The organism is Shewanella sp. SM74 (assembly GCF_025653725.1).
In the GTDB taxonomy this organism is placed as follows: domain Bacteria; phylum Pseudomonadota; class Gammaproteobacteria; order Enterobacterales; family Shewanellaceae; genus Shewanella; species Shewanella oncorhynchi.
Genome location: NZ_JAKKRZ010000016.1, coordinates 43,486 through 64,605, shown reverse-complemented (window position 1 = coordinate 64,605; position 21,120 = coordinate 43,486). Strand labels below are relative to the sequence as shown.

Annotated in this window: 16 protein-coding genes; 10 read left to right on the top strand and 6 right to left on the bottom strand. The window is 45.9% G+C overall.

Annotated features, from left to right (window positions below; genetic code table 11):
* Positions 1 to 61: 61 nt before the first annotated feature.
* The 6 genes from fadB (at position 62) to L5M49_RS16255 (ending at position 9,165) form a co-directional block, all read left to right on the top strand.
* Positions 62 to 2,212 carry a fatty acid oxidation complex subunit alpha FadB gene (gene fadB / locus L5M49_RS16280; RefSeq protein ID WP_263266427.1) on the top strand — a complete coding sequence of 717 codons (2,151 nt, stop codon included), beginning with the start codon at positions 62 to 64 and terminating at the stop codon, positions 2,210 to 2,212.
* Positions 2,213 to 2,234: 22 nt separating this feature from the next.
* Entirely contained in the window at positions 2,235 to 3,398 is a 1,164-nt protein-coding gene (gene fadA / locus L5M49_RS16275; RefSeq protein WP_113941401.1) for an acetyl-CoA C-acyltransferase FadA, read from the top strand.
* Between the two features lie 242 nt (positions 3,399 to 3,640).
* Entirely contained in the window at positions 3,641 to 4,804 is a 1,164-nt protein-coding gene (locus tag L5M49_RS16270; RefSeq protein ID WP_006083809.1) for a diguanylate cyclase domain-containing protein, read from the top strand.
* A 170-nt stretch (positions 4,805 to 4,974) separates the two neighbouring features.
* On the top strand, positions 4,975 to 5,220 hold the full coding sequence (gene tusA, locus L5M49_RS16265) for a sulfurtransferase TusA (RefSeq protein WP_006083810.1): 246 nt from the start codon (positions 4,975 to 4,977) through the stop codon (positions 5,218 to 5,220).
* 47 nt (positions 5,221 to 5,267) lie between these two features.
* On the top strand, positions 5,268 to 5,714 hold the full coding sequence (locus L5M49_RS16260) for an MOSC domain-containing protein (protein ID WP_259561419.1): 447 nt from the start codon (positions 5,268 to 5,270) through the stop codon (positions 5,712 to 5,714).
* A 262-nt stretch (positions 5,715 to 5,976) separates the two neighbouring features.
* Positions 5,977 to 9,165, top strand: coding sequence for an amidohydrolase family protein (locus L5M49_RS16255; RefSeq protein WP_263209768.1), 3,189 nt, complete (start codon positions 5,977 to 5,979; stop codon positions 9,163 to 9,165).
* A gap of 173 nt (positions 9,166 to 9,338) precedes the next feature.
* On the opposite strand, the gene L5M49_RS16250 is transcribed toward L5M49_RS16255, so the two are convergent.
* Positions 9,339 to 9,932, bottom strand: a complete 594-nt coding sequence (locus L5M49_RS16250; RefSeq protein WP_263209769.1) for a DNA-3-methyladenine glycosylase I — start codon at positions 9,930 to 9,932, stop codon at positions 9,339 to 9,341.
* A gap of 117 nt (positions 9,933 to 10,049) precedes the next feature.
* On the opposite strand from L5M49_RS16250, the gene glyQ reads away from it, so the two are divergent.
* On the top strand, positions 10,050 to 10,955 hold the full coding sequence (gene glyQ / locus L5M49_RS16245) for a glycine--tRNA ligase subunit alpha (RefSeq protein WP_263209771.1): 906 nt from the start codon (positions 10,050 to 10,052) through the stop codon (positions 10,953 to 10,955).
* 10 nt (positions 10,956 to 10,965) lie between these two features.
* Positions 10,966 to 13,035, top strand: coding sequence for a glycine--tRNA ligase subunit beta (glyS, locus tag L5M49_RS16240; protein ID WP_263209773.1), 2,070 nt, complete (start codon positions 10,966 to 10,968; stop codon positions 13,033 to 13,035).
* 78 nt (positions 13,036 to 13,113) lie between these two features.
* On the opposite strand, the gene L5M49_RS16235 is transcribed toward glyS, so the two are convergent.
* The gene (locus L5M49_RS16235; protein WP_263209776.1) at positions 13,114 to 14,154 is read right to left on the bottom strand and encodes an HDOD domain-containing protein; all 1,041 of its coding nucleotides are present in this window, start codon (positions 14,152 to 14,154) and stop codon (positions 13,114 to 13,116) included.
* A 333-nt stretch (positions 14,155 to 14,487) separates the two neighbouring features.
* On the opposite strand from L5M49_RS16235, the gene L5M49_RS16230 reads away from it, so the two are divergent.
* Both L5M49_RS16230 and L5M49_RS16225 read left to right on the top strand, forming a co-directional pair.
* Positions 14,488 to 15,408, top strand: coding sequence for a biotin-dependent carboxyltransferase family protein (locus tag L5M49_RS16230; RefSeq protein WP_263209778.1), 921 nt, complete (start codon positions 14,488 to 14,490; stop codon positions 15,406 to 15,408).
* A 104-nt stretch (positions 15,409 to 15,512) separates the two neighbouring features.
* Positions 15,513 to 16,175, top strand: coding sequence for a glutathione S-transferase family protein (locus L5M49_RS16225; RefSeq protein ID WP_263209780.1), 663 nt, complete (start codon positions 15,513 to 15,515; stop codon positions 16,173 to 16,175).
* Between the two features lie 112 nt (positions 16,176 to 16,287).
* Here the strand turns inward: L5M49_RS16225 and gyrB are convergent, their stop codons facing one another.
* The 4 genes from gyrB to dnaN are packed head-to-tail and all read right to left on the bottom strand — an operon-like array spanning position 16,288 to position 21,106.
* On the bottom strand, positions 16,288 to 18,705 hold the full coding sequence (gene gyrB, locus L5M49_RS16220) for a DNA topoisomerase (ATP-hydrolyzing) subunit B (protein ID WP_263192918.1): 2,418 nt from the start codon (positions 18,703 to 18,705) through the stop codon (positions 16,288 to 16,290).
* A 16-nt stretch (positions 18,706 to 18,721) separates the two neighbouring features.
* Entirely contained in the window at positions 18,722 to 19,804 is a 1,083-nt protein-coding gene (gene recF, locus L5M49_RS16215) for a DNA replication/repair protein RecF (RefSeq protein ID WP_263186046.1), read from the bottom strand.
* Positions 19,801 to 20,031 carry a hypothetical protein gene (locus L5M49_RS16210; RefSeq protein ID WP_147250508.1) on the bottom strand — a complete coding sequence of 77 codons (231 nt, stop codon included), beginning with the start codon at positions 20,029 to 20,031 and terminating at the stop codon, positions 19,801 to 19,803. The genes recF and L5M49_RS16210 overlap by 4 nt, the downstream gene beginning before the upstream one ends.
* Entirely contained in the window at positions 20,006 to 21,106 is a 1,101-nt protein-coding gene (gene dnaN / locus L5M49_RS16205) for a DNA polymerase III subunit beta (protein ID WP_105250803.1), read from the bottom strand. The genes L5M49_RS16210 and dnaN overlap by 26 nt, the downstream gene beginning before the upstream one ends.
* Between the last annotated feature and the right edge of the window lie 14 nt (positions 21,107 to 21,120).

Here is a 21,120-nt window from a genome sequence, read left to right as displayed (position 1 = left end):
AGTCGTACTAGCACCAACACATAATGGTGGGTATCACTTTTAAGCCAAAAGGAAGCAAGCAATGATCTACCAAAGTCCTACAATTCAAGTTGAGTTACTCGAGGATAATATTGCCAAGCTGTGCTTTAACGCACCCGGTTCGGTGAACAAATTCGACAGAGAAACCCTCGCTTCGCTCGATGCCGCATTAGACAGCATCAAGCAAAATTCCAATATCAAAGCGTTAGTGCTGACCTCAAGTAAAGATACCTTTATTGTGGGTGCCGACATTACCGAATTTTTAGGCCTATTCGCACAAGATGACGCCGTACTGCTCTCTTGGGTTGAACAAGCCAACGCTGTCTTCAACAAACTCGAAGACTTACCTTTCCCAACAGCATCTGCAATCAAAGGCTTTGCCTTAGGTGGCGGCTGTGAAACCATTCTGGCAACGGATTTTCGTATCGCAGATACCACAGCCAAAATCGGTTTACCTGAAACTAAACTCGGCATCATCCCAGGCTTTGGCGGCACAGTTCGTCTGCCACGTGTGATTGGTGCAGATAACGCACTTGAATGGATCACCACAGGTAACGACCAACGCGCTGAAGATGCACTGAAAGTCGGTGCTGTGGATGCTGTGGTTGCGCCAGAAGCATTAGAAGCGGCTGCGATTCAAATGCTCAAAGATGCTGTTGCTGAAAAGTTAGATTGGCAAGCGCGTCGTAACCGCAAGCTGTCTGCCCTAACGCTGCCAAAACTCGAAGCTATGATGTCATTCACCACTGCTAAAGGCATGGTGTTTGCTGTTGCGGGTAAACACTACCCAGCACCAATGGCCGCAGTAAGCGTGATTGAGCAAGCATCGACTAAAGACCGCACCGAAGCACTGCAAATCGAGCATCAAGCCTTTATCAAACTGGCTAAAACTGACGTTGCTAAAGCGCTTATCGGTATCTTCCTTAATGATCAATTCGTTAAAGGCAAAGCGAAAAAAGCGGGTAAATTAGCCAAAGAAGTGAAAAATGCTGCCGTATTAGGTGCTGGCATTATGGGCGGCGGTATCGCCTACCAAAGCGCCAGCAAAGGCACACCGATTGTCATGAAAGACATTGCCCAGCCAGCATTAGATTTAGGCCTCAATGAAGCCGCCAAACTGCTGTCTGCCCAAGTTGCTCGTGGTCGTTCAACGCCAGAAAAAATGGCCAAAGTGCTGAACAACATCACGCCTTCATTAGATTATGCTGCGCTCAAACACAGTGATGTCGTCGTTGAAGCCGTTGTTGAACATCCAAAAATTAAAGCACAGGTTTTAGCCGAAGTTGAAGGCTATGTGAGTGAAGATGCAATTATCGCGTCAAACACCTCAACGATTTCAATCAACTTGCTCGCTAATAGCATGAAGAAACCTGAGCGTTTCTGCGGTATGCATTTCTTCAACCCAGTGCACAAAATGCCGTTGGTCGAAGTTATCCGTGGTGAGCACAGCTCTGAAGAAACCATCGCCTCTGTTGTGGCTTACGCCAGCAAAATGGGCAAAACGCCAATCGTGGTAAACGATTGCCCAGGCTTCTTCGTTAACCGCGTACTCTTCCCTTACTTTGCAGGCTTTAACGGCTTACTTGCCGAAGGTGGCGACTTTGCTGCAATCGATAAAGTGATGGAAAAACAATTCGGCTGGCCAATGGGCCCAGCTTACCTACTCGACGTAGTGGGTTTAGACACAGGTCATCACGCCCAAGCCGTTATGGCTGAAGGTTTCCCTGATCGAATGGGTAAATCAGGCACTGATGCGATTGATGTGATGTTTGAGAACAAACGTCTTGGCCAGAAAAATGGTAAAGGTTTCTATGTCTATTCAGTCGATAGCCGTGGTAAACCGAAGAAAGATGTCGATCCTACGAGCTACGGCCTATTGAAAGCTGCCTTTGGCGAATTAAAAGTCTTTGAAGCCGACGAGATTATCGCTCGCACTATGATCCCTATGATCATCGAAACCGTGCGCTGTTTAGAAGAAGGTATTGTCGCATCGCCCGCCGAAGCAGATATGGGCCTGGTTTATGGCTTAGGTTTCCCACCATTCAGAGGCGGCGTGTTCCGTTACTTGGATACTATGGGCGTCGCAAACTTTGTGGCCTTAGCAGACAAATACGCTCACCTGGGCGGTCTGTATCAAGTGACAGATGCCATGCGTACATTAGCAGCCAACAACGGTAGCTACTACCAAGCCTAATTAGCGGGAAAGGAATTTAATCATGAAACAAGCTGTTATCGTAGACTGTATTCGTACTCCTATGGGCCGCTCTAAGGCTGGCGTATTTCGTAATGTGCGTGCAGAAACTCTGTCTGCCGAATTGATGAAAGGTCTATTACTGCGCAACCCGCAGCTCGACCCAAACACCATTGAAGATGTGATTTGGGGTTGTGTGCAACAAACCCTAGAACAAGGCTTCAATATTGCCCGTAATGCATCGCTATTAGCCGGCATTCCAAAGACCGCTGGCGCTGTGACGGTTAACCGCCTATGTGGTTCATCAATGGATGCTATCCATCAAGCGGCGCGTGCGATTATGACAGGCATGGGCGACACCTTTATTATTGGTGGCGTAGAACACATGGGCCATGTGCCTATGAGCCATGGTGTCGACTTCCACCCAGGTCTTGCTAATAACGTGGCAAAAGCCTCTGGCATGATGGGGTTAACGGCTGAAATGCTGGGTAAACTGCACGGTATTACCCGTGAACAGCAAGATGCTTTTGCAGTACGTTCTCATCAACGTGCTTATGCTGCGACGATTGAAGGCCGTTTTGCCAAGGAAATCTATGGCATTGAAGGTCACGATGCTAACGGTGCCTTAATTAAAGTACTGCAAGACGAAGTGATCCGCCCAGAAACGACTATGGAATCTCTAGCAGCACTGCGTCCGGTATTTGATCCAGTCAACGGTACTGTCACTGCGGGTACTTCTTCTGCACTGTCTGATGGCGCTTCAGCCATGTTAATCATGGAAGAATCTAAAGCGCGCGCACTTGGCTTGCCGATTCGTGCACGAATTCGCTCTATGGCGGTTGCAGGTTGTGACGCGGCTATCATGGGTTACGGCCCAGTGCCAGCCACGCAAAAAGCACTGGCTCGTGCCGGTATCACAGTGGCCGATTTAGATGTGATTGAACTTAACGAAGCGTTTGCTGCTCAGTCTTTACCTTGTGTGAAAGATTTAGGCTTAGCAGATGTGGTTGATGACAAAATCAACCTCAACGGCGGCGCAATTGCACTAGGTCACCCACTGGGTTGTTCAGGCGCTCGTATCTCTACGACGCTGATCAACTTAATGGAAGACAAAGACGCGACCTTAGGGTTAGCGACCATGTGTATTGGTTTAGGCCAAGGTATCGCCACTGTATTCGAACGCGTTTAAATCGTTACTCGAATAATTTCAAAGCCGGAACTTGTTCCGGCTTTTTTATGCCAAATTTTCTGCCAGCGTAAATATTAATATTTCTCATTTCTTCTGCTGTTCATTTGAAAATCAGTCCGTTATCAACTTAACTACAAGGGCATCACTGGCTATTGTGGACGACAACAGGCAAGCAATCATCAGCCAAATCTAGGCAGTGTAGTGCAAGGATGCAATTCGTTGTTTTACAAGAGGAATGCCTGATGCTACAAACGGAACAGACCCTTTTCGAACAAATGCGGATCACTGAGCTGGAGATCGAGTCTCGTAAGGCGCTCTTCTCTTTTACTGGGGCGGACGTAAAGGCCCTGCAATCCTTTAAGCCCATCATTGAAGAAAACATAGATAAAATCGTCGATGACTTTTATGGCTTACAAACCAGCGTGTCAGAAATTGCGCTGCTGATCGGAGACTCAGACACCCTTGCCCGCTTACGTACCGCACAGAGAAGATATGTGCTCGATTTATTTAATGGTGTTTATGATCTTGAGTACGTAAACAATCGCCTGCGGATTGGGTTGGTCCATAAACGCATTGGTGTTGAGCCTAAGCTTTACCTGTCTGCGGTACACACACTAAAAGAGCTTATCTACGCCGTGATCAACTGTTCAGTGCAAGATACACATCAAGGCGAATGTATCCGTGTCGCGATTGATAAACTGGTGCTGTTTGATGTCACGTTAGTATTCGATACTTATATTCGCAGCTTAGTATCCGAAATTGAGAACGCTAAGGATAAAGCCGAAAAATATGCCCAAAGCATGGAAAGCAAAGTCAAAGAGCGCACCCAGCAGCTTGAAGAACTGTCGCAAACCGATCCCTTAACAGGCCTGCTCAACGTTAGGCATTTACAAGAAACGGCAACGCGCATACTCAGGGCCGCTCAAAGGCGTGCCGAACCCGTCAGCGTGATCTACTTAGACGTAGATGATTTTAAGTCATTCAACGACACCCAAGGCCATAGATCTGGGGATGAAGTACTGCGCGCTGTAGCAAAAGCGATTAAAGAAATCACTCGGGCCGAGGATCATTGCTTTCGATATGGTGGAGATGAGTTCTGTATCATTATGCCTAACTGCCGTGAAGAACAAGCTCGGGATAATTTCATCACTCGATTCAATCAAAAAATAAAACTCAGTTTAAACAATATTTCCTTAAGCTTTGGCATTATTGATACTGGACCCTATGAGTACGAAGAAGCCAATAGCTTAATTCATAAAGCCGATCAGCGAATGTATAGCTACAAACGTGCATCCAAACAGCAACAACAAACTATGGCGGCAGCAAATGATTTAGCACCTGAGAATAGTACCGCAGATGTCCATTCAATCTCTCAATCTCAAAGCGTTGATAAAGCCGTCGAGTAATTTTTAAACCCATTCGTCATCATGTTCCACGTGGAACATTAAATATCTAACATTCGTATTGATAGAACATATCAATAAAACCAGATCACAAATTGAAACCGCCAACTTGGTTTATCATGGGGGCTGGAGTAACATTAGCTAATTCTGCTTAACCGTTCAGTAGAGGTAATATGAACGACGCTTTCTCAACCGCACAGCATAGACTCGATGCACTTGGTTTACGCTGCCCAGAGCCTGTAATGATGGTGCGTAAAACAGTAAGACAAATGGCTGCCGGCGAGACACTGCTGATCATAGCCGATGACCCTGCGACGACGCGCGATATTCCAAGCTTTTGTGAGTTTATGGATCACACCTTAATTGCCAGTGAAACCACGCAAACGCCATATCAATATTTGATCAAAAAAGGACTTTAAGTCGTATCGTTAACGACTTAATCATAAAACAACGGATGTGAGAAACTATGCCAAAACTGCTGGCGATTGCCTATAAAACTGTAAAACGCGGCCCAATGAATGAAGTTCTCTGTGCCAATGTCACCCAACTCAGTGGCGTAGAGAAAGATGTGTTTGGTCGCCCAGGCAAACGCCAAGTCACTGTGCTTTCCAAACTTCAGTGGCAACAGGCCTGCCATAGTATCGAGGCAGATTTACCTTGGACGACTCGCAGAGCAAATCTGCTCGTTGATGATCTCGTATTTAGCAGTGCCGATGTTGGTAAACATTTACAGATCGGTGAGTTGCGACTTGAAATAACGGGTGAGACCGACCCCTGTAAAAAAATGGAAATAGCACATGCCGGTTTAGAAGCCGCGCTCACGCCAGATTGGCGAGGCGGTGTAACCTGCCGAGTATTGAATGATGCCATGATCCACTTAGGCGATGAGATCACTCTGGTTAATCCAAACTAATTTTATTCCCAGCTACTCGGCTCTCTTAATTAATTCTCCATACTCCTCTGTAAATAGAACCAAGTAACTTGGTTCTATTTCTGCTATGCCAACTCTCTTATCCATATCGCCATGACTTATCCTTCGCTCGGTCATCAATTGAAACAGTATTTACGTTTTCCTTCTTCCCTATTTATGCGATAACTAGACTAAGTATTAACAAAATTTCATCTTAAAATTAATACCACTAAAGCAGTCCATAAGAACGATAACAGGAAGTGACATGTTGAAATCTAAACTTACCCCGCTTTATATCGCCCTCGCTCTAGGTATGAATACCCTCGCCGTTAACGCAGCAGAAACGAAGGAGGCCGAATGGAATGTTAACGCTCCAGCAAATGCTCCCTTAGAGCAAGTCAAAATTGATGTTAATGAAGGCACTTGGATGAACCTTAGTGTCAGTCCAGATGGCAAGCATATTGTCTTCGACTTGCTCGGCGACATTTACCAAATCCCAGTAACCGGCGGTGAAGCTAAGCCATTAGCCCAAGGCATTGCTTGGCAGATGCAGCCCGTCTATAGCCCAGATGGCAAACACATCGCATTTACCTCGGATGGCGATGGTGGTGATAACATTTGGATCATGGATGCCGATGGTAGCAATCCACGAACTGTCACCCAAGAAACATTCAGGTTGCTAAACAGTCCAGCTTGGAGCCCTGACTCTCAGTATCTTGTTGCACGTAAGCATTTTACCGCCAGCCGCAGTTTAGGTGCGGGTGAAGTGTGGCTATACCACGTAGCGGGCGGCGAAGGCGTCAAACTAACTGAACGCCCAAATGATCAGAAAGATTTAGGCGAACCCGCGTATTCACCCGATGGTCGCTATATCTACTTTAGTCAGGATGACACGCCGGGTAAAACATTCCATTACTCAAAGGATTCGGTCAACGGTATCTACAAAATAAAACGCTACGATACTCAAACTGGTGAGATTGAAGTATTAATCGAAGGCACGGGTGGAGCGATTCGGCCAACGCCGAGCCCAGACGGCACTAAGCTCGCCTATATTAAGCGCGATGATTTCCAGTCATCACTCTACCTACTCGACCTTAAGTCGGGAGAAACAACTAAGCTGTTTGGCGAACTTGACCGTGATATGCAGGAGACTTGGGCCATTCATGGCGTCTATCCAACAATGGCATGGACACAAGATAACAAGGATATTTTCTTCTGGGCTAAGGGAAAAATTAATCGTCTGAATGTTGCCAATAAAACACTCACAGACATTCTTTTTAGTGTAAAAACTGAGTTAGCCGTACAGCCCTCGGTGCGCTTTAAGCAAGATATAGATAAAGACGTTTTCGATGTAAAAATGCTACGTATGGCGCAGGTCTCACCGGATGGTAGCAAAGTCGCCTTCGAAGCACTGGGGAAAATTTGGTTAAAATCCTTACCCGATGGCAGAATGTCACGCTTGACTGAGCTAGACAAAAATATTGCAGAACTTTATCCACAATGGTCCCGCGATGGTAAAAATATTGTTTTCACCACGTGGAATGACCAAGACCAAGGCACAGTGCAAGTGATCAGCGCCAAAGGTGGCAAACCTAAGCAGCTAACATCTGAGCCAGGAAAGTATGTCGAACCCACCTTTTCACCCAATGGTGAACTCGTAGTGTATCGTAAAACTCAAGGCGGTAACCTCACACCAAGAACTTGGTCGCAGGAGCCCGGGCTATATAAAGTCGATATTAAAGGTAAACAAAATAGCAAGATCAGTGCCGATGGCTATCAAGCTCAATTCGGTGCTAATGCCGATCGCGTCTTTTTTATGAATAGCAGCGAAGATGAAACGCCGCAGTTATCATCCATCAACTTAGACGGCTTCGATAAACGGGTTCATTACAGCAGCAAACATGCAACTGAATTTAGGGTTTCACCCGATGGTGAGCAACTCGCCTTTGCTGAACGATTCAAGGTTTGGGTAACACCTTTTGCTAAACACGGCGAGACAGTTGAGATTGGCCCCAATGCCAGCAATCTGCCCGTAAGCCAATTGAGTGCCCGTGCGGGCGAAAGTATCAGTTGGAACAGTAAAAGCGACCAACTATATTGGACTCTTGGCCCCGAGTTGTACCAAGCCAAGGTTGACACTCAATATCGCGACAAAGATGAAAAGGCACAACCAAGCATTATCGATTTAGGCTTTACCCAAAAGGCCGATGTTCCACGTGGAACAATCGCCTTCGTCGGTGGAAAAGTGATTACCATGGAAAATGACCAAGTGATTGAGAACGGCGTGGTCATAGTTAAAGACAATCATATTGTCGCCGTAGGTGATGCCAATGTTGCGATTCCTAAGGATGCGCAGATCATTGACATCAAGGGCAAATCCATTATGCCCGGTCTATTCGATGCCCACGCCCATGGACCGCAAGCAGATGATGAAATTGTGCCACAACAGAACTGGGCGCTGTATTCCGGTTTATCCTTGGGTGTCACCACGATTCACGATCCATCGAATGACACCACAGAAATCTTTGCCGCATCTGAGCAACAAAAAGCAGGCAATATTGTTGGCCCACGAATATTCTCCACTGGCACCATACTCTATGGCGCGAATGCGCCTGGCTACACATCGCACATAGACTCACTAGATGATGCCAAGTTCCACCTAGAACGCCTGAAAAAAGTCGGTGCCTTTAGCGTAAAAAGTTATAACCAACCGCGCCGCAATCAGAGGCAACAGGTCATAGCCGCAGCGCGTGAACTTGAAATGATGGTTGTCCCAGAAGGTGGCAGTTTGCTGCAACATAATTTAAGCATGGTCGCCGATGGCCATACTACGATTGAGCACTCGCTCCCCGTTGGTTCAATCTATAACGATATCAAACAGTTTTGGAGCCAGACTCAAGTTGGTTACACCCCAACCTTAGTAGTCGCCTATGGTGGTATTTCTGGTGAAAACTACTGGTATGATAAAACCGATGTGTGGACCCATCCACGCCTATCCATGTATGTGCCAGCCGATATTTTGCAAGCAAGATCAATGCGACGCCCCCATGCTCCAGAGAGCCACTACAATCATTTCAATGTTGCTAAGGTTGCTAACGAGCTCAATAAGTTAGGGGTTCACCCAAATATTGGCGCCCACGGTCAGCGTGAAGGTTTAGCGGCACATTGGGAAATGTGGATGTTTGCCCAAGGCGGCATGAGCAATATGGAAGTGTTGAAAACGGCCACCATTAATCCAGCGATGACCTTTGGCATGGAACAGCAACTTGGTTCTATCAAAGAAGGTAAGCTCGCAGACTTGATCGTTATTGATGGTGATCCATTAGCCGACATTCGAGTCACCGACAAAGTCACTCATACTATGGTCAATGGTAAGTTATTTGATGCAGAGACTATGAATGAACTGAATGGGGATAAACAACAGCGTAAGCCGTTTTTCTTTGAGAAAATATAAACGCTAATTCAGGGTTAGAATGGTTTTTCTTAAAGTATCTAAGCTTTAATTAGCATAGTACCTCCAAAATACAAAAAGCATGTTCCACGTGGAACATGCTTTTTTCTCTGGCTTCAAATATCACGCAAGTCCAACAAGCCCTACTTCAGCATCAGTAAGTTCAGCGATTAATGTTACTTGTGGTTATGCGCATGACCGGAATCAACACAGGCCTGATAGGCAATACACTCGACCAGATGATCATTCACCATGCCCACTGCCTGCATAAAGGCATAACAAATTGTTGGGCCGACGAAATTAAATCCGAGTTTCTTTAAGGCCTTTGACATAGCTTCTGATTCTGGCGTTTGTGCAGGTACTTGTGACATTGACATAATCTGATTGACCATAGGTTTGCCCCCCACAAAACTCCATAAAAATGCAGAGAAATCCTTCCCATCGGCAGTATAGGCTAAATAACCTTTAGCATTTTTGATGATAGAGTTCACCTTCAAGCGATTGCGCACTATACCGGGATTCAGCATGAGCTCCTCCACTTTCGCCTCATCGAAAGTCGCAATAATCTCAGGTTCAAAATTAGCAAAGGCCTGTTCATAGTTTTGTTGCTTCTTCAGGATAGTTATCCAAGATAATCCGGCCTGTTGACCATCTAAACACAACTTAGCAAACAGCTCTTTTGGATCATAAACAGGTCGCCCCCACACTTTGTCGTGATACTCACGATACAAGGGATCATCACTTACCCAGCCACAGCGGATCTCTTCCATGGTATATAACCTTATTGTTTTAATTAAGAAGGTAAAAAATAACCTACATAAGCAGATATCTACAAGGTATAATCGAACCCATTTTCTATTCAGGCTGACGGCAGTAGACAAGTAGACATGACGACAAAACACGACGTAAAAACATTTCAGGGTTTCATTCTCACCCTGCAGGAATATTGGGCACAGCAAGGCTGTGCAATTGTTCAACCTCTAGATATGGAAGTCGGCGCTGGTACATTCCACCCACAAACTTTCCTACGTTCTTTAGGACCTGAACCTATGAGCAGTGCCTATGTGCAGCCATCGCGCCGCCCTACGGATGGTCGTTACGGTGAAAACCCTAACCGCCTGCAGCACTACTACCAGTTCCAAGTCGTGTTAAAACCTTCGCCTGACAATATTCAGGAGCTGTATTTAGGCTCACTGCAAGCACTGGGTATTGATACTCAAATCCACGATATCCGCTTTGTGGAAGATAACTGGGAATCACCAACACTAGGTGCTTGGGGCTTAGGCTGGGAAGTCTGGCTTAATGGCATGGAAGTGACTCAGTTTACTTACTTCCAACAGGTCGGCGGCATCGAATGCAGCCCAGTCACAGGTGAAATCACCTATGGCCTAGAGCGTCTGGCCATGTATATCCAAGGCGTTAATAGCGTTTATGATCTCGTATGGACCGATGGTCCACTAGGCCTAATCACCTATGGCGATGTGTTCCATCAAAACGAAGTCGAGCAATCGACCTATAACTTCGAACACGCCGATGTGGATTTTATGTTCACCCTGTTCGATCAATGCGAAAAAATGTGTCAGCATTTATTGTCGCTAGAAAAACCTTTACCTCTGCCCGCCTACGAGCAAGTGATGAAAGCCTCACACGCCTTCAACCTGCTCGATGCCCGCCATGCCATTTCAGTTACCGAGCGCCAACGCTACATCTTACGCGTTCGTACTATGGCGAAAGCGGTCGCTGAATCTTATTATCAGGCACGCGAAGCGCTTGGCTTCCCAATGTGTAAGTAGAGGTAAAAACATGAATTTTGAAAACTTACTCATAGAGTTAGGCACGGAAGAATTACCACCTAAGTCACTGCGTAAACTGGCTGAATCCTTTTTAGCTAACTTTACTGAAGAACTCACCAAAGCCGATTTAGCGTTCAGCTCAGCCGTTTGGTACGCAGCGCCACGTCGTCTGGCAATTAACGTCACTGAACTTGCCCTTGCACAAGCTGACAAAGTGGTTGAAAAACGCGGCCCAGCAGTGAGTTCAGCATTCGATGCTGAAGGCAAACCGACTAAAGCCGCCGAAGGTTGGGCACGTGGTAATGGTATTACTGTTGAACAAGCCGTACGTTTAGTTACAGATAAAGGCGAATGGTTAGTCCATAACGCCAAAGTTGAAGGCGTCGAAACCAAAAGTTTGATCGCTGCTATGGCTCAACGTGCACTCGATAAATTGCCCATTCCTAAGCCAATGCGTTGGGGCAATAATAAAACCCAATTTATTCGCCCTGTGCACACAGCCACTATGTTGTTAGGCAGTGAGTTGATTGAAGGTGAATTGCTGGGTATCAAATCGGCACGCACTGTTCGCGGTCACCGCTTTATGGGACTCAAGCAGTTTGAATTAGCCCATGCTGATCACTACCTTGCCGACCTGAAAGAAAAAGGCAAAGTCATCGCTGATTACGAAAGCCGTAAAGCATTGATCAAAGCCGATGCCGAAAAAGCCGCCGCTAAGATTGGTGGTACAGCCGATATCGAAGATAGCCTACTTGAAGAAGTCGCCTCTTTGGTCGAATGGCCAGTGGTATTGACCGCCAGCTTCGAAGAAAAATTCCTAGCCGTACCGTCTGAAGCTTTGGTCTACACCATGAAGGGCGATCAAAAATACTTCCCAGTCTTTGATGACGCGGGCAAGTTACTGCCAAACTTTATCTTTGTGACCAACATAGAATCTAAAGATCCTGCGCAAATTATCTCTGGTAACGAGAAAGTTGTGCGTCCACGTCTTGCCGACGCCGAATTCTTCTTTAATACTGATAAAAAACATACGCTGGAATCACGTTTACCTAGCTTAGAAACAGTATTGTTCCAACAGCAGCTGGGTACATTAAAAGACAAAGTAAATCGTATCTCTGCCCTAGCCGCCTTTATTGCCGAGCAAACTGGCGCGAATGCGGTTGATGCAGCCCGTGCAGGTTTGTTATCTAAAACCGATTTGATGACCAATATGGTGATGGAATTTACCGATACTCAAGGCACTATGGGCATGCATTACGCCCGCCTCGATGGTGAAACCGAAGCCGTTGCAGTTGCGATGGAAGAGCAATACAAGCCTAAGTTTTCTGGTGACACTGTGCCAAGTGCAGGTGTATCTTGCGCAGTTGCATTAGCAGATAAACTCGATACTTTAGTCGGCATCTTTGGTATTGGCCAAGCTCCTAAAGGTGCAGCCGATCCCTTTGCCCTACGCCGCGCAGCAATTGGCGTGCTACGTATCATAGTAGAAAACAAGCTACCACTTGATTTAGTTGATCTTATCGCTAAAGCACAAGCACTGCATGGCACTAACTTAAGCAACGTCAATGCAAGCGATGAAGTGTTAGAGTTCTTAATGGCACGCTTCCGCGCTTGGTATCAAGATAAAGGCATTGGTGTTGATGTGATCTTAGCAGTGCTAGCACGTCGCCCAACACGCCCAGCTGATTTTGATAGCCGTATCAATGCGGTATCACACTTTAGAAGCCTAGAAGCTTCTAGTGCACTTGCGGCAGCGAACAAACGTGTATCCAACATTCTGGCTAAGGTTGAAGGTGCTTTACCGACAACGATCAATGCGAGTCTGTTAACTGAAGCCGCAGAGCAAGCATTAGCGGCCAAGTTGAACGAGCTGCAACCACTGCTGGCACCTTTGTTTGCCAATGCCGATTACCAACAAGCCTTAACCTTGTTAGCTGGCCTACGTGAAAGCGTGGATCAGTTCTTCGAAGATGTGATGGTAATGGCCGATGATGAAGCTTTGAAAAACAATCGTTTAGCATTGTTGAATAATCTACGTGAGCAGTTCCTGCACGTCGCGGATATATCACTACTGCAATAATGATACTAAAATTATCGATTTATAAAAAACGCGCTAAATAGCGCGTTTTTTATTGCCCTGATTTCATAAGCTGCCCAATCAGAACTGCGTCAGTTTTTGATGTAAGCCATCAAATTGAGTTTGATCTAAGTTAACTTGCTGCAGTAAATTCGCCAGTATTTCAGGAGATAATTGCCCTGCTTGATGCAGCATAGAAATCTCGCTGATCACATTCGCCCGCCATACCACAGCGGCGAGCCCAGCTTGCGGGCGCGAGTTCACACTGGCGAGCTTGTCTAATTCTGTTTCAAAGGTATTGGGTAGCTGCCAATGCTTAGCGAGCAATGAACTTAAGGTTAACGATTTCGTCGTCATCACTTGTCTAAATAACCCAGAATTAGGCTGCTCTCCCGGCTCCGCCTGCACAAACGCATCGAGTAGCATTTTGAAAATGGCTAGCTTGCCGACATCATGCAGTAAACCCAATAAAAAAGCCGTATCTTGATCTTCGTCGCTTAACTCACTGGCGAGAAAGGCGACCTGCATCGAGTGGCGCCAAATTTCAGCCCCAAAACGACGAAAATAAATTGGCTTGATATCCAACATTTCACGCACTAGGCAAGTGGTGACAAACTTTCTCAACTGTTCACGACCAAGCTGTACCAAAGCCTGCTGCAAACTGGTGATATCCCTATCGCTACGTTTAAACGCAGGGGAATTACATAGCTTAAGTACCTCAATACTCAGTAAAGGATCTCGCTCAATAAGCGCTAATAGATCCTTAATATCAAACTGAGGATCGGCCAGCTTACGATCTAGCTCCAATACCTTTGACGGCAGCTTTAGCACTTTTTCGGCGATCACTTGTGGCGATGCTAAGGCCTGCTCTATCTCCGCCATGACTCGACGTTCAAGATTATTAGCTACACCGCCAGTGTCCTTAACCCGTGTCGGAAACAACAAACTATAAAAGAGTGCGGCTAAATCCACTGATACCACACTAATGTCTTCGAGAGATTTAGCTGGCTTTCGCGCAGGTTCCAGCGACTTACCTAAGTCAGTGGTTGAAAAACTTTTGGGTCTCTCAACCGTCGCTGTATCGCGAATATTAAAGAGCTTATTAAAAAGTGATTTAATCAAGAAGCATCAACCTGTCATTATAAATAATTGTTAAAAAGTCAGTTAAATATTGCCCATAATAAATCCATTTTGATCCGCTAAAGCTATATATAAACACGTTGCAGACATGCTAATGGCTTGCTTAAGTGTAACATATTCAATTCATTTCTGACGTCTACAATCCCGCTATTGCTGCCTTTATAAAGACAATCTTGGTTACAACTTGAAACCTCAAAAAACTTACATTCTGGCATCATTTAGCTGACAATATGTCCACCCTTCATAAAGTGATACGTATTTCGTCTCCCTTTAAGTCATTCACGACATACTCGCCAGCTAACGACGGAATATTTGATGATCGAGGTAATAAAAGCGGGTGCACTAACCACAGTTCAAGATCTCGGACGCATGGGATACCGACATTTAGGTGTAACCCAAGCTGGCGCCTTAGATAGACCTGCCCTGTGTTTAGCAAACCGCCTATTATCAAACCCAGATAACACACCCGTATTAGAATTGACCTTCGGCCAATCGATTTTTTTGTTTAAACGCGACGCTTGGATTGCCTTAACCGGTGCCGATTTCGATGCTCGTATAGACAATAAGCCTATAGTTTGCGGCTGGCGTTACTCCATTAAGGCAGGGCAAAAACTCAGTCTTAGAGGGGGAAATAAAGGCATGCGTGCTTATATTGCCGTTGATGGCGGCGTTAAAGTTCCGCTAGTGATGAATTCAGCCGCTACCGATTTAACCTCAGGTATCGGTGGATTTCATGGCCGCGCATTAGAAGCGGGCGATCGCCTGACCTTAGGTTCAGCTCATCCACTAAGAAGGCAAGTCGGTGCAATTCAAAAAAGTTGGGATGGGCATATTCGCGCACTCCCGACCAAGCACACTCAAGCCTTCTCGTTGAAATCTCAGCAAACATTCTGGCAAACACAGTGGCAACTTTCAGCTGAAAGTGATCGTGCGAGTGCAATACTCAAAGGTGATACGTTAACATTGGCGAAGCCATTCCCTGTGCAATCACACACAGTCACGCCCGGAGTGGTTCAAGTCTCCGCTTCAGGGCAACCACTCGTGTTACTTGCCGATGCGCAGACCACCAGCAGTCATCCTCAAATAGCCGTGATTATTGAAGCCGATCTTTGGAAGCTTGCCCAAACTCGCCCAGGGCAAACAGTTAAATTCGAATTAGTCGACGATGAACAAGCCGCAACGGCGCAAGCAGAATGGCATGACTACTTCTATCGCTTACAACGCAGTCTCAACTAGGTATATAGAAATCAAGAAGCTAGATTTAATTCATTAGTCATAGGTGAAATGAGCCCATATAGTAGCTTTGCAGAAACACTCGGCATTTCACTCAAGGACAAAAAATGGATCTATATATTGGCAATAAAAACTACTCTAGCTGGTCACTGCGGGCTTGGTTAATGGCCGCGAAATCTGGCGTGCAGTTCAACGAAGTATTGCTGCAACTCGATACCGACAGCTTTTATCAGCAACTCAAAGCCATTTCGCCGACGTTAAAAGTACCGACATTAGTCGATGGCGATATAACGGTATGGGATTCACTCTCGATTTGCGAATACCTCAACGACACCTATCTTGCCGGTAGTGCATGGCCGCAAGATCCTAAACAAAAAGCCAAGGCTAGATCGATTGCCAGTGAAATGCATTCTGGCTTTAATGCCGTGCGTAACGCTCTACCAATGAACATATGCGCGAGCCGTTATGTTGAGCTCACTGATGCGGTCCGCAAAGACATTGAGCGCATCGATGCGATTTGGTCAGCACAAATGGCCGAGTTCGCCCCATCTCATGCGGAAGGTACTTGGTTATTTGGCCAATGGTCGATTGCCGACATGATGTTTGCCCCTGTGGTTATGCGTTTTCTTACCTACGATATTGAAGTCTCGCAGGCAAGCCGTGCCTATATGCAGCATGTGATCAGCTGTCCGGAAATGCAGGCGTGGATTAATGCGGCTAAAGCAGAGACTGAAATTGTTGCAGCGGATGAAGCGGGTATTGATCGATAAAGAGATAAATCATAGAGATAAAAAAGGGAAAGCCTTGGCTTTCCCTTAATCATTCACGTACTAACGCGAGTCACTTAACACGCATTACACGTCTAATATTATACATCGAGCATTAAACGTCTAAGTTAGCCACGTTCAATGCGTTCGCTTCGATGAACTCACGACGAGGTTCAACTTGATCACCCATCAAACAAGTGAACAACTGATCGGCACCCACGGCATCATCAATCGTGACTTGCAACATACGGCGTGATTCAGGATCCATTGTAGTTTCCCACAATTGCTCAGGGTTCATCTCACCCAATCCTTTATAACGTTGAATGTATAAGCCGCGTTTGGCTTCAGAAATCGTCCAATCTAGCGCTTCAAGGAAGCTGCCGACTTCTTTAACACGATCGCCGCGTTGTACATAGCCGCCTTCTTCAATCATGCCATCTAACGCCGCACCTAACTTGCCGATACGTTGATAATCGCTTGATTGGAAGAAGTCATAAGTAAACAGATAGTTAGTATCGATACCGTGTTTACGAATGGTGATCTTAGGCAGATACACTTTACGCTCAGGATCGAGAATCGGCTCAGCAGAATACAGTACGCCGCTGTTTTCCATTTCCACCAGCTCATTGATAAAGGCATCGATCCACTCTTTCATCTTGCCTTCATCGGCCAACATCTCATTGGTGATCATTGGATGGTAAAGCATACGGTTAGTAATGTGCGTTGGATAGCGCTGCTCTAAACGAGCAACAATGGCTTCCACTTCACGATACTGAGTCACTAAACGCTCTAACGGCTCACCTGACATACCAATCGCACCTTGCGTTGGATACACAACAGTGCCATCCAATGCTTGAGTCGTGAGGTATTGAGTCAATGCTGGCTCATCTTTCAAATACTGTTCTTGCTTGCCCTTTTTCACTTTAAATAAAGGCGGTTGAGCAATATACACATAACCACGTTCAATCAATTCAGGCATTTGACGGAAGAAGAAGGTCAACAGCAAAGTACGAATGTGCGAGCCGTCGACGTCAGCATCCGTCATGATGATGATGTTGTGATAACGGGTTTTATCTGGGTTATATTCGTCGCGACCAATACCACAGCCAAGTGCCGTGATCAGTGTGGCCACTTCTTGAGAAGACAACATCTTATCGAAGCGGGCCTTCTCAACGTTTAGAATTTTACCTTTCAGTGGCAAAATCGCTTGGTTCTTACGGTTACGTCCCTGCTTAGCACTACCGCCAGCAGAGTCACCTTCCACTATGTAAATTTCTGAAAGACCAGGATCTTTTTCTTGGCAATCGGCCAGCTTACCTGGCAAACCACCTAAATCGAGTGCGCCTTTACGACGGGTCATTTCACGAGCTTTACGCGCCGCTTCACGGGCACGGGCAGCATCGACAATCTTACCGACGATCAACTTCGCATCAGCTGGGTTTTCCAGCAGATAATCGTTCAGCTTCTCACCCATGGTTTGTTCAACCGCGGTTTTCACTTCACTAGAAACCAGTTTGTCTTTGGTTTGCGAGCTGAACTTTGGATCTGGCACTTTAACAGAGATAACGGCAGTCAAGCCTTCGCGGGCATCGTCGCCAGTCGCGCTGGTTTTGCCTTTCTTGTTATAGCCTTCGTTTTCCATGTAGCTGTTGAGGTTACGTGTCAACGCACTACGGAAACCGACTAAGTGAGTACCACCATCACGCTGTGGGATGTTGTTGGTAAAACAGAAAATATTTTCCTGATAACCGTCATTCCACTGCATAGCCACTTCAACGGTAATGCCATCTTCACGCTCTTGCATAAAGTGGAATACATCTTTGTTGACTGGGGTTTTGTTACGGTTCAGGTAATCGACGAATGCGCTAATACCGCCTTCGTATTTGAAGAATTCATTCTTGTTGTCACGTTCATCAACCAGACGAATACCCACGCCTGAGTTAAGGAAAGACAGTTCACGCACGCGCTTTGCCAGAATTTCAAAGTGAAACTCAACATCGCTGAAGGTATCTTCACTTGGCCAAAAACGGATTTCAGTACCGGTTTTGGTTGCATCACCAATCTCTTTGATCGGCGCATCAGGCACACCGTGAGTATAAAACTGCTCGTATACTTTGCCAGCACGACGAATGGTCATTTGCAGCTTTTTAGATAAAGCGTTTACAACCGATACACCCACGCCGTGGAGACCGCCAGACACTTTATAGGAGTTATCGTCGAACTTACCGCCGGCATGCAATACCGTCATAATAACTTCTGCCGCCGATACGCCTTCTTCCTCATGGATAGATACCGGAATACCACGGCCGTCATCCTTAACAGAAACCGAACCATCTACATGGATAGTAATCGTAATATCGCTACAGTGGCCGGCTAAGGCTTCATCGATAGAGTTATCGACTACTTCGAACACCATATGATGTAGACCCGTACCGTCGTCGGTGTCACCAATATACATCCCAGGTCTCTTACGTACTGCATCAAGGCCCTTAAGGACCTTAATACTCGAAGAATCGTAACTATTCTCTGACATATTATTCTCTCAATGGTTATTCAATTACCGTTACACGTCCCTGTTCCACATGAAACATCCTACTGGGAGGCGTGTGTAACGAATCGACTATTGCAGCAGGATCAATGGCGGTCACAAAAACTTGTGCTCCGGTATCCGTTAACTGCTTAAGCAATAGCTGCCTATGCTGTGCATCCAACTCGGACGGAAGATCGTCCACAAGATAAATACTGTTTTTATCTATTTGTTGTTTGAGCAACTTTCCCTGTGCAATACGCAGTGCACAGACTAATAATTTCAATTGACCACGGGACAGGGCATCCTGCGCCGGCAAAGTGCCTACACGAAGTCTAAGGTCAGCTTTATGGGGACCGCTGACGGTATGACCTGTGGCCAAATCTCTGGAATATTGGTTTTCGAGTAGTTCTGCAAAATCCGTTTTACTATCCCAGCCGCGCGTAAATGAAACCTTCACATCTACACTCGGTAAAAACTCCCCGATTATACCCTTAAGTAGCTCATTTAACGAGTCTACATAATGGTTTCGTATTTCGGTGACCTGCTCGGCATAGCGCACAAACTCTTGGTCCCAAAATTGAATATGACTGTAAGCTGAACCGTTCCTAAGCAATTGATTTCTTTGTTTAAGAACGCGACGAACATTCGTCCAAGCGCCATAAAACTGTGGGTCAGCATGAAATGCGCCCCAATCGATAAATTGTCGACGGGATTTTGGGCCTTCAAACAGTAAAGAAAAGCTTTCAGGTGTGATCACTTGAATAGGTAAAGCTTCGGCTAAGGTCGACAGACGTTTGACTTTTTCGCCGTCGATTTTCACTTCCGTCTCACCATTGCGAAATCGGCGTAAACCAATTTTACTGTCACCGCGCGCTAAATTTAAAGTCGCAAATAGCGTTAATTTATCGTCATCGTGATTAATCACTCGTTGGGATAAATGACTGCGAAACGAGCGCCCCATACCGAGGAAATAAATGGCTTCTAAAATACTGGTTTTTCCGCTGCCATTTTGACCATAAATCAAGTTAATCCCAGGTGCTGGGATTAACTGTGCGGACTGAATGTTGCGAAACGCTTCGATATTGAGACGGGTCAGGCTCATGCATTACTCATTAAGCCGCGTAAACGGCGTAGGCAAGGATTCATAGCACTTAACGAGCAACTCAATCGCTGCCACAGGCTAAGACTATCGGTAAATGAGTGAAGGAATGGCCAATGCTGTGCATTAAACACTGTGCCGCCGTTAAGCGGCATAGACATCAAAGACAGAGGTACAGACACGGGTAACGTAAAAATCGATGGTTTATAAGCGCATCGGCATAACCACATACATGGAATCTTCTTCCAAATGGTTTTCGATTAGGGCGCTGGAGTTACCATCAATGAGTGTGATACGCACATCATCGGACTTAAGGTTGTTGAGCACGTCCAGTAAGTAACTGACGTTAAAACCAATTTCTAGGGCCTGATTATTGTATTCCACATCAATGATTTCTTCCGCTTCTTCCTGTTCAGGATTATTAGCGGTGATCTTGAGCAGACCATTTTCGAGTTGAATACGCACACCACGGAATTTTTCATTGGATAAAATAGAAGCCCGCGTCAGCGCTTGCTTCAAGTGATTACGACTCGCAATCACAATTTTATCACCGCCCTTTGGCAATACACGGCGATAATCAGGGAAGCGACCATCGACTAATTTACTGGTAAATACTGTGTTAGCCGTGGTGGCACGAATAGCATTATCACCAATAGCAATAGTGATATCGAGATCGTCAGACTCCAATAAGCGCGCCATTTCAATTACGCCTTTACGGGGCACAATGACTTGTTTTTCCGGTAATTGTGCTTCAATCGTACGATGACTTAAGGCTAAACGATGACCGTCGGTCGCTATCGCACGCAACACATTACCTTCAGTTTCAAACAATAATCCGTTGAGGTAATAGCGTACATCTTGGTTAGCCATCGAAAACTGCGTCGAGTCGATAATCGACTTCAACACGCCCTGCTTCAAGCTAAATTCAATCTCAGCTTGGAAGGCTTCAACGTTAGGGTATTCTTCTGCGGGCAAAGTCGCTAAGGAAAAACGGCTACGGCCTGAACGCAGCAACCATTTATTATCTTGTTGTTCGACTTTCAGTTCGCTTTGTTCTGGCAAAGACTTAACAATATCGAGCAGTTTCTTCGCCGGAACCGTAGTACGACCTTCTTCGATATCACCGTGAACCACAGCTTGGCCCACGAGTTCGACTTCTAAATCTGTACCAGTCAGCTTAAGTGAGTGACCACTTACTTCTACAAGGAGGTTAGACAAAATGGGCAAGTTATGGCGTCTTTCTACCGCACCACACACCAATTGCAACGGCTTTAATAGGGCATCCCTATCAATTGAGAATTTCATCGTGTCCAAATTCC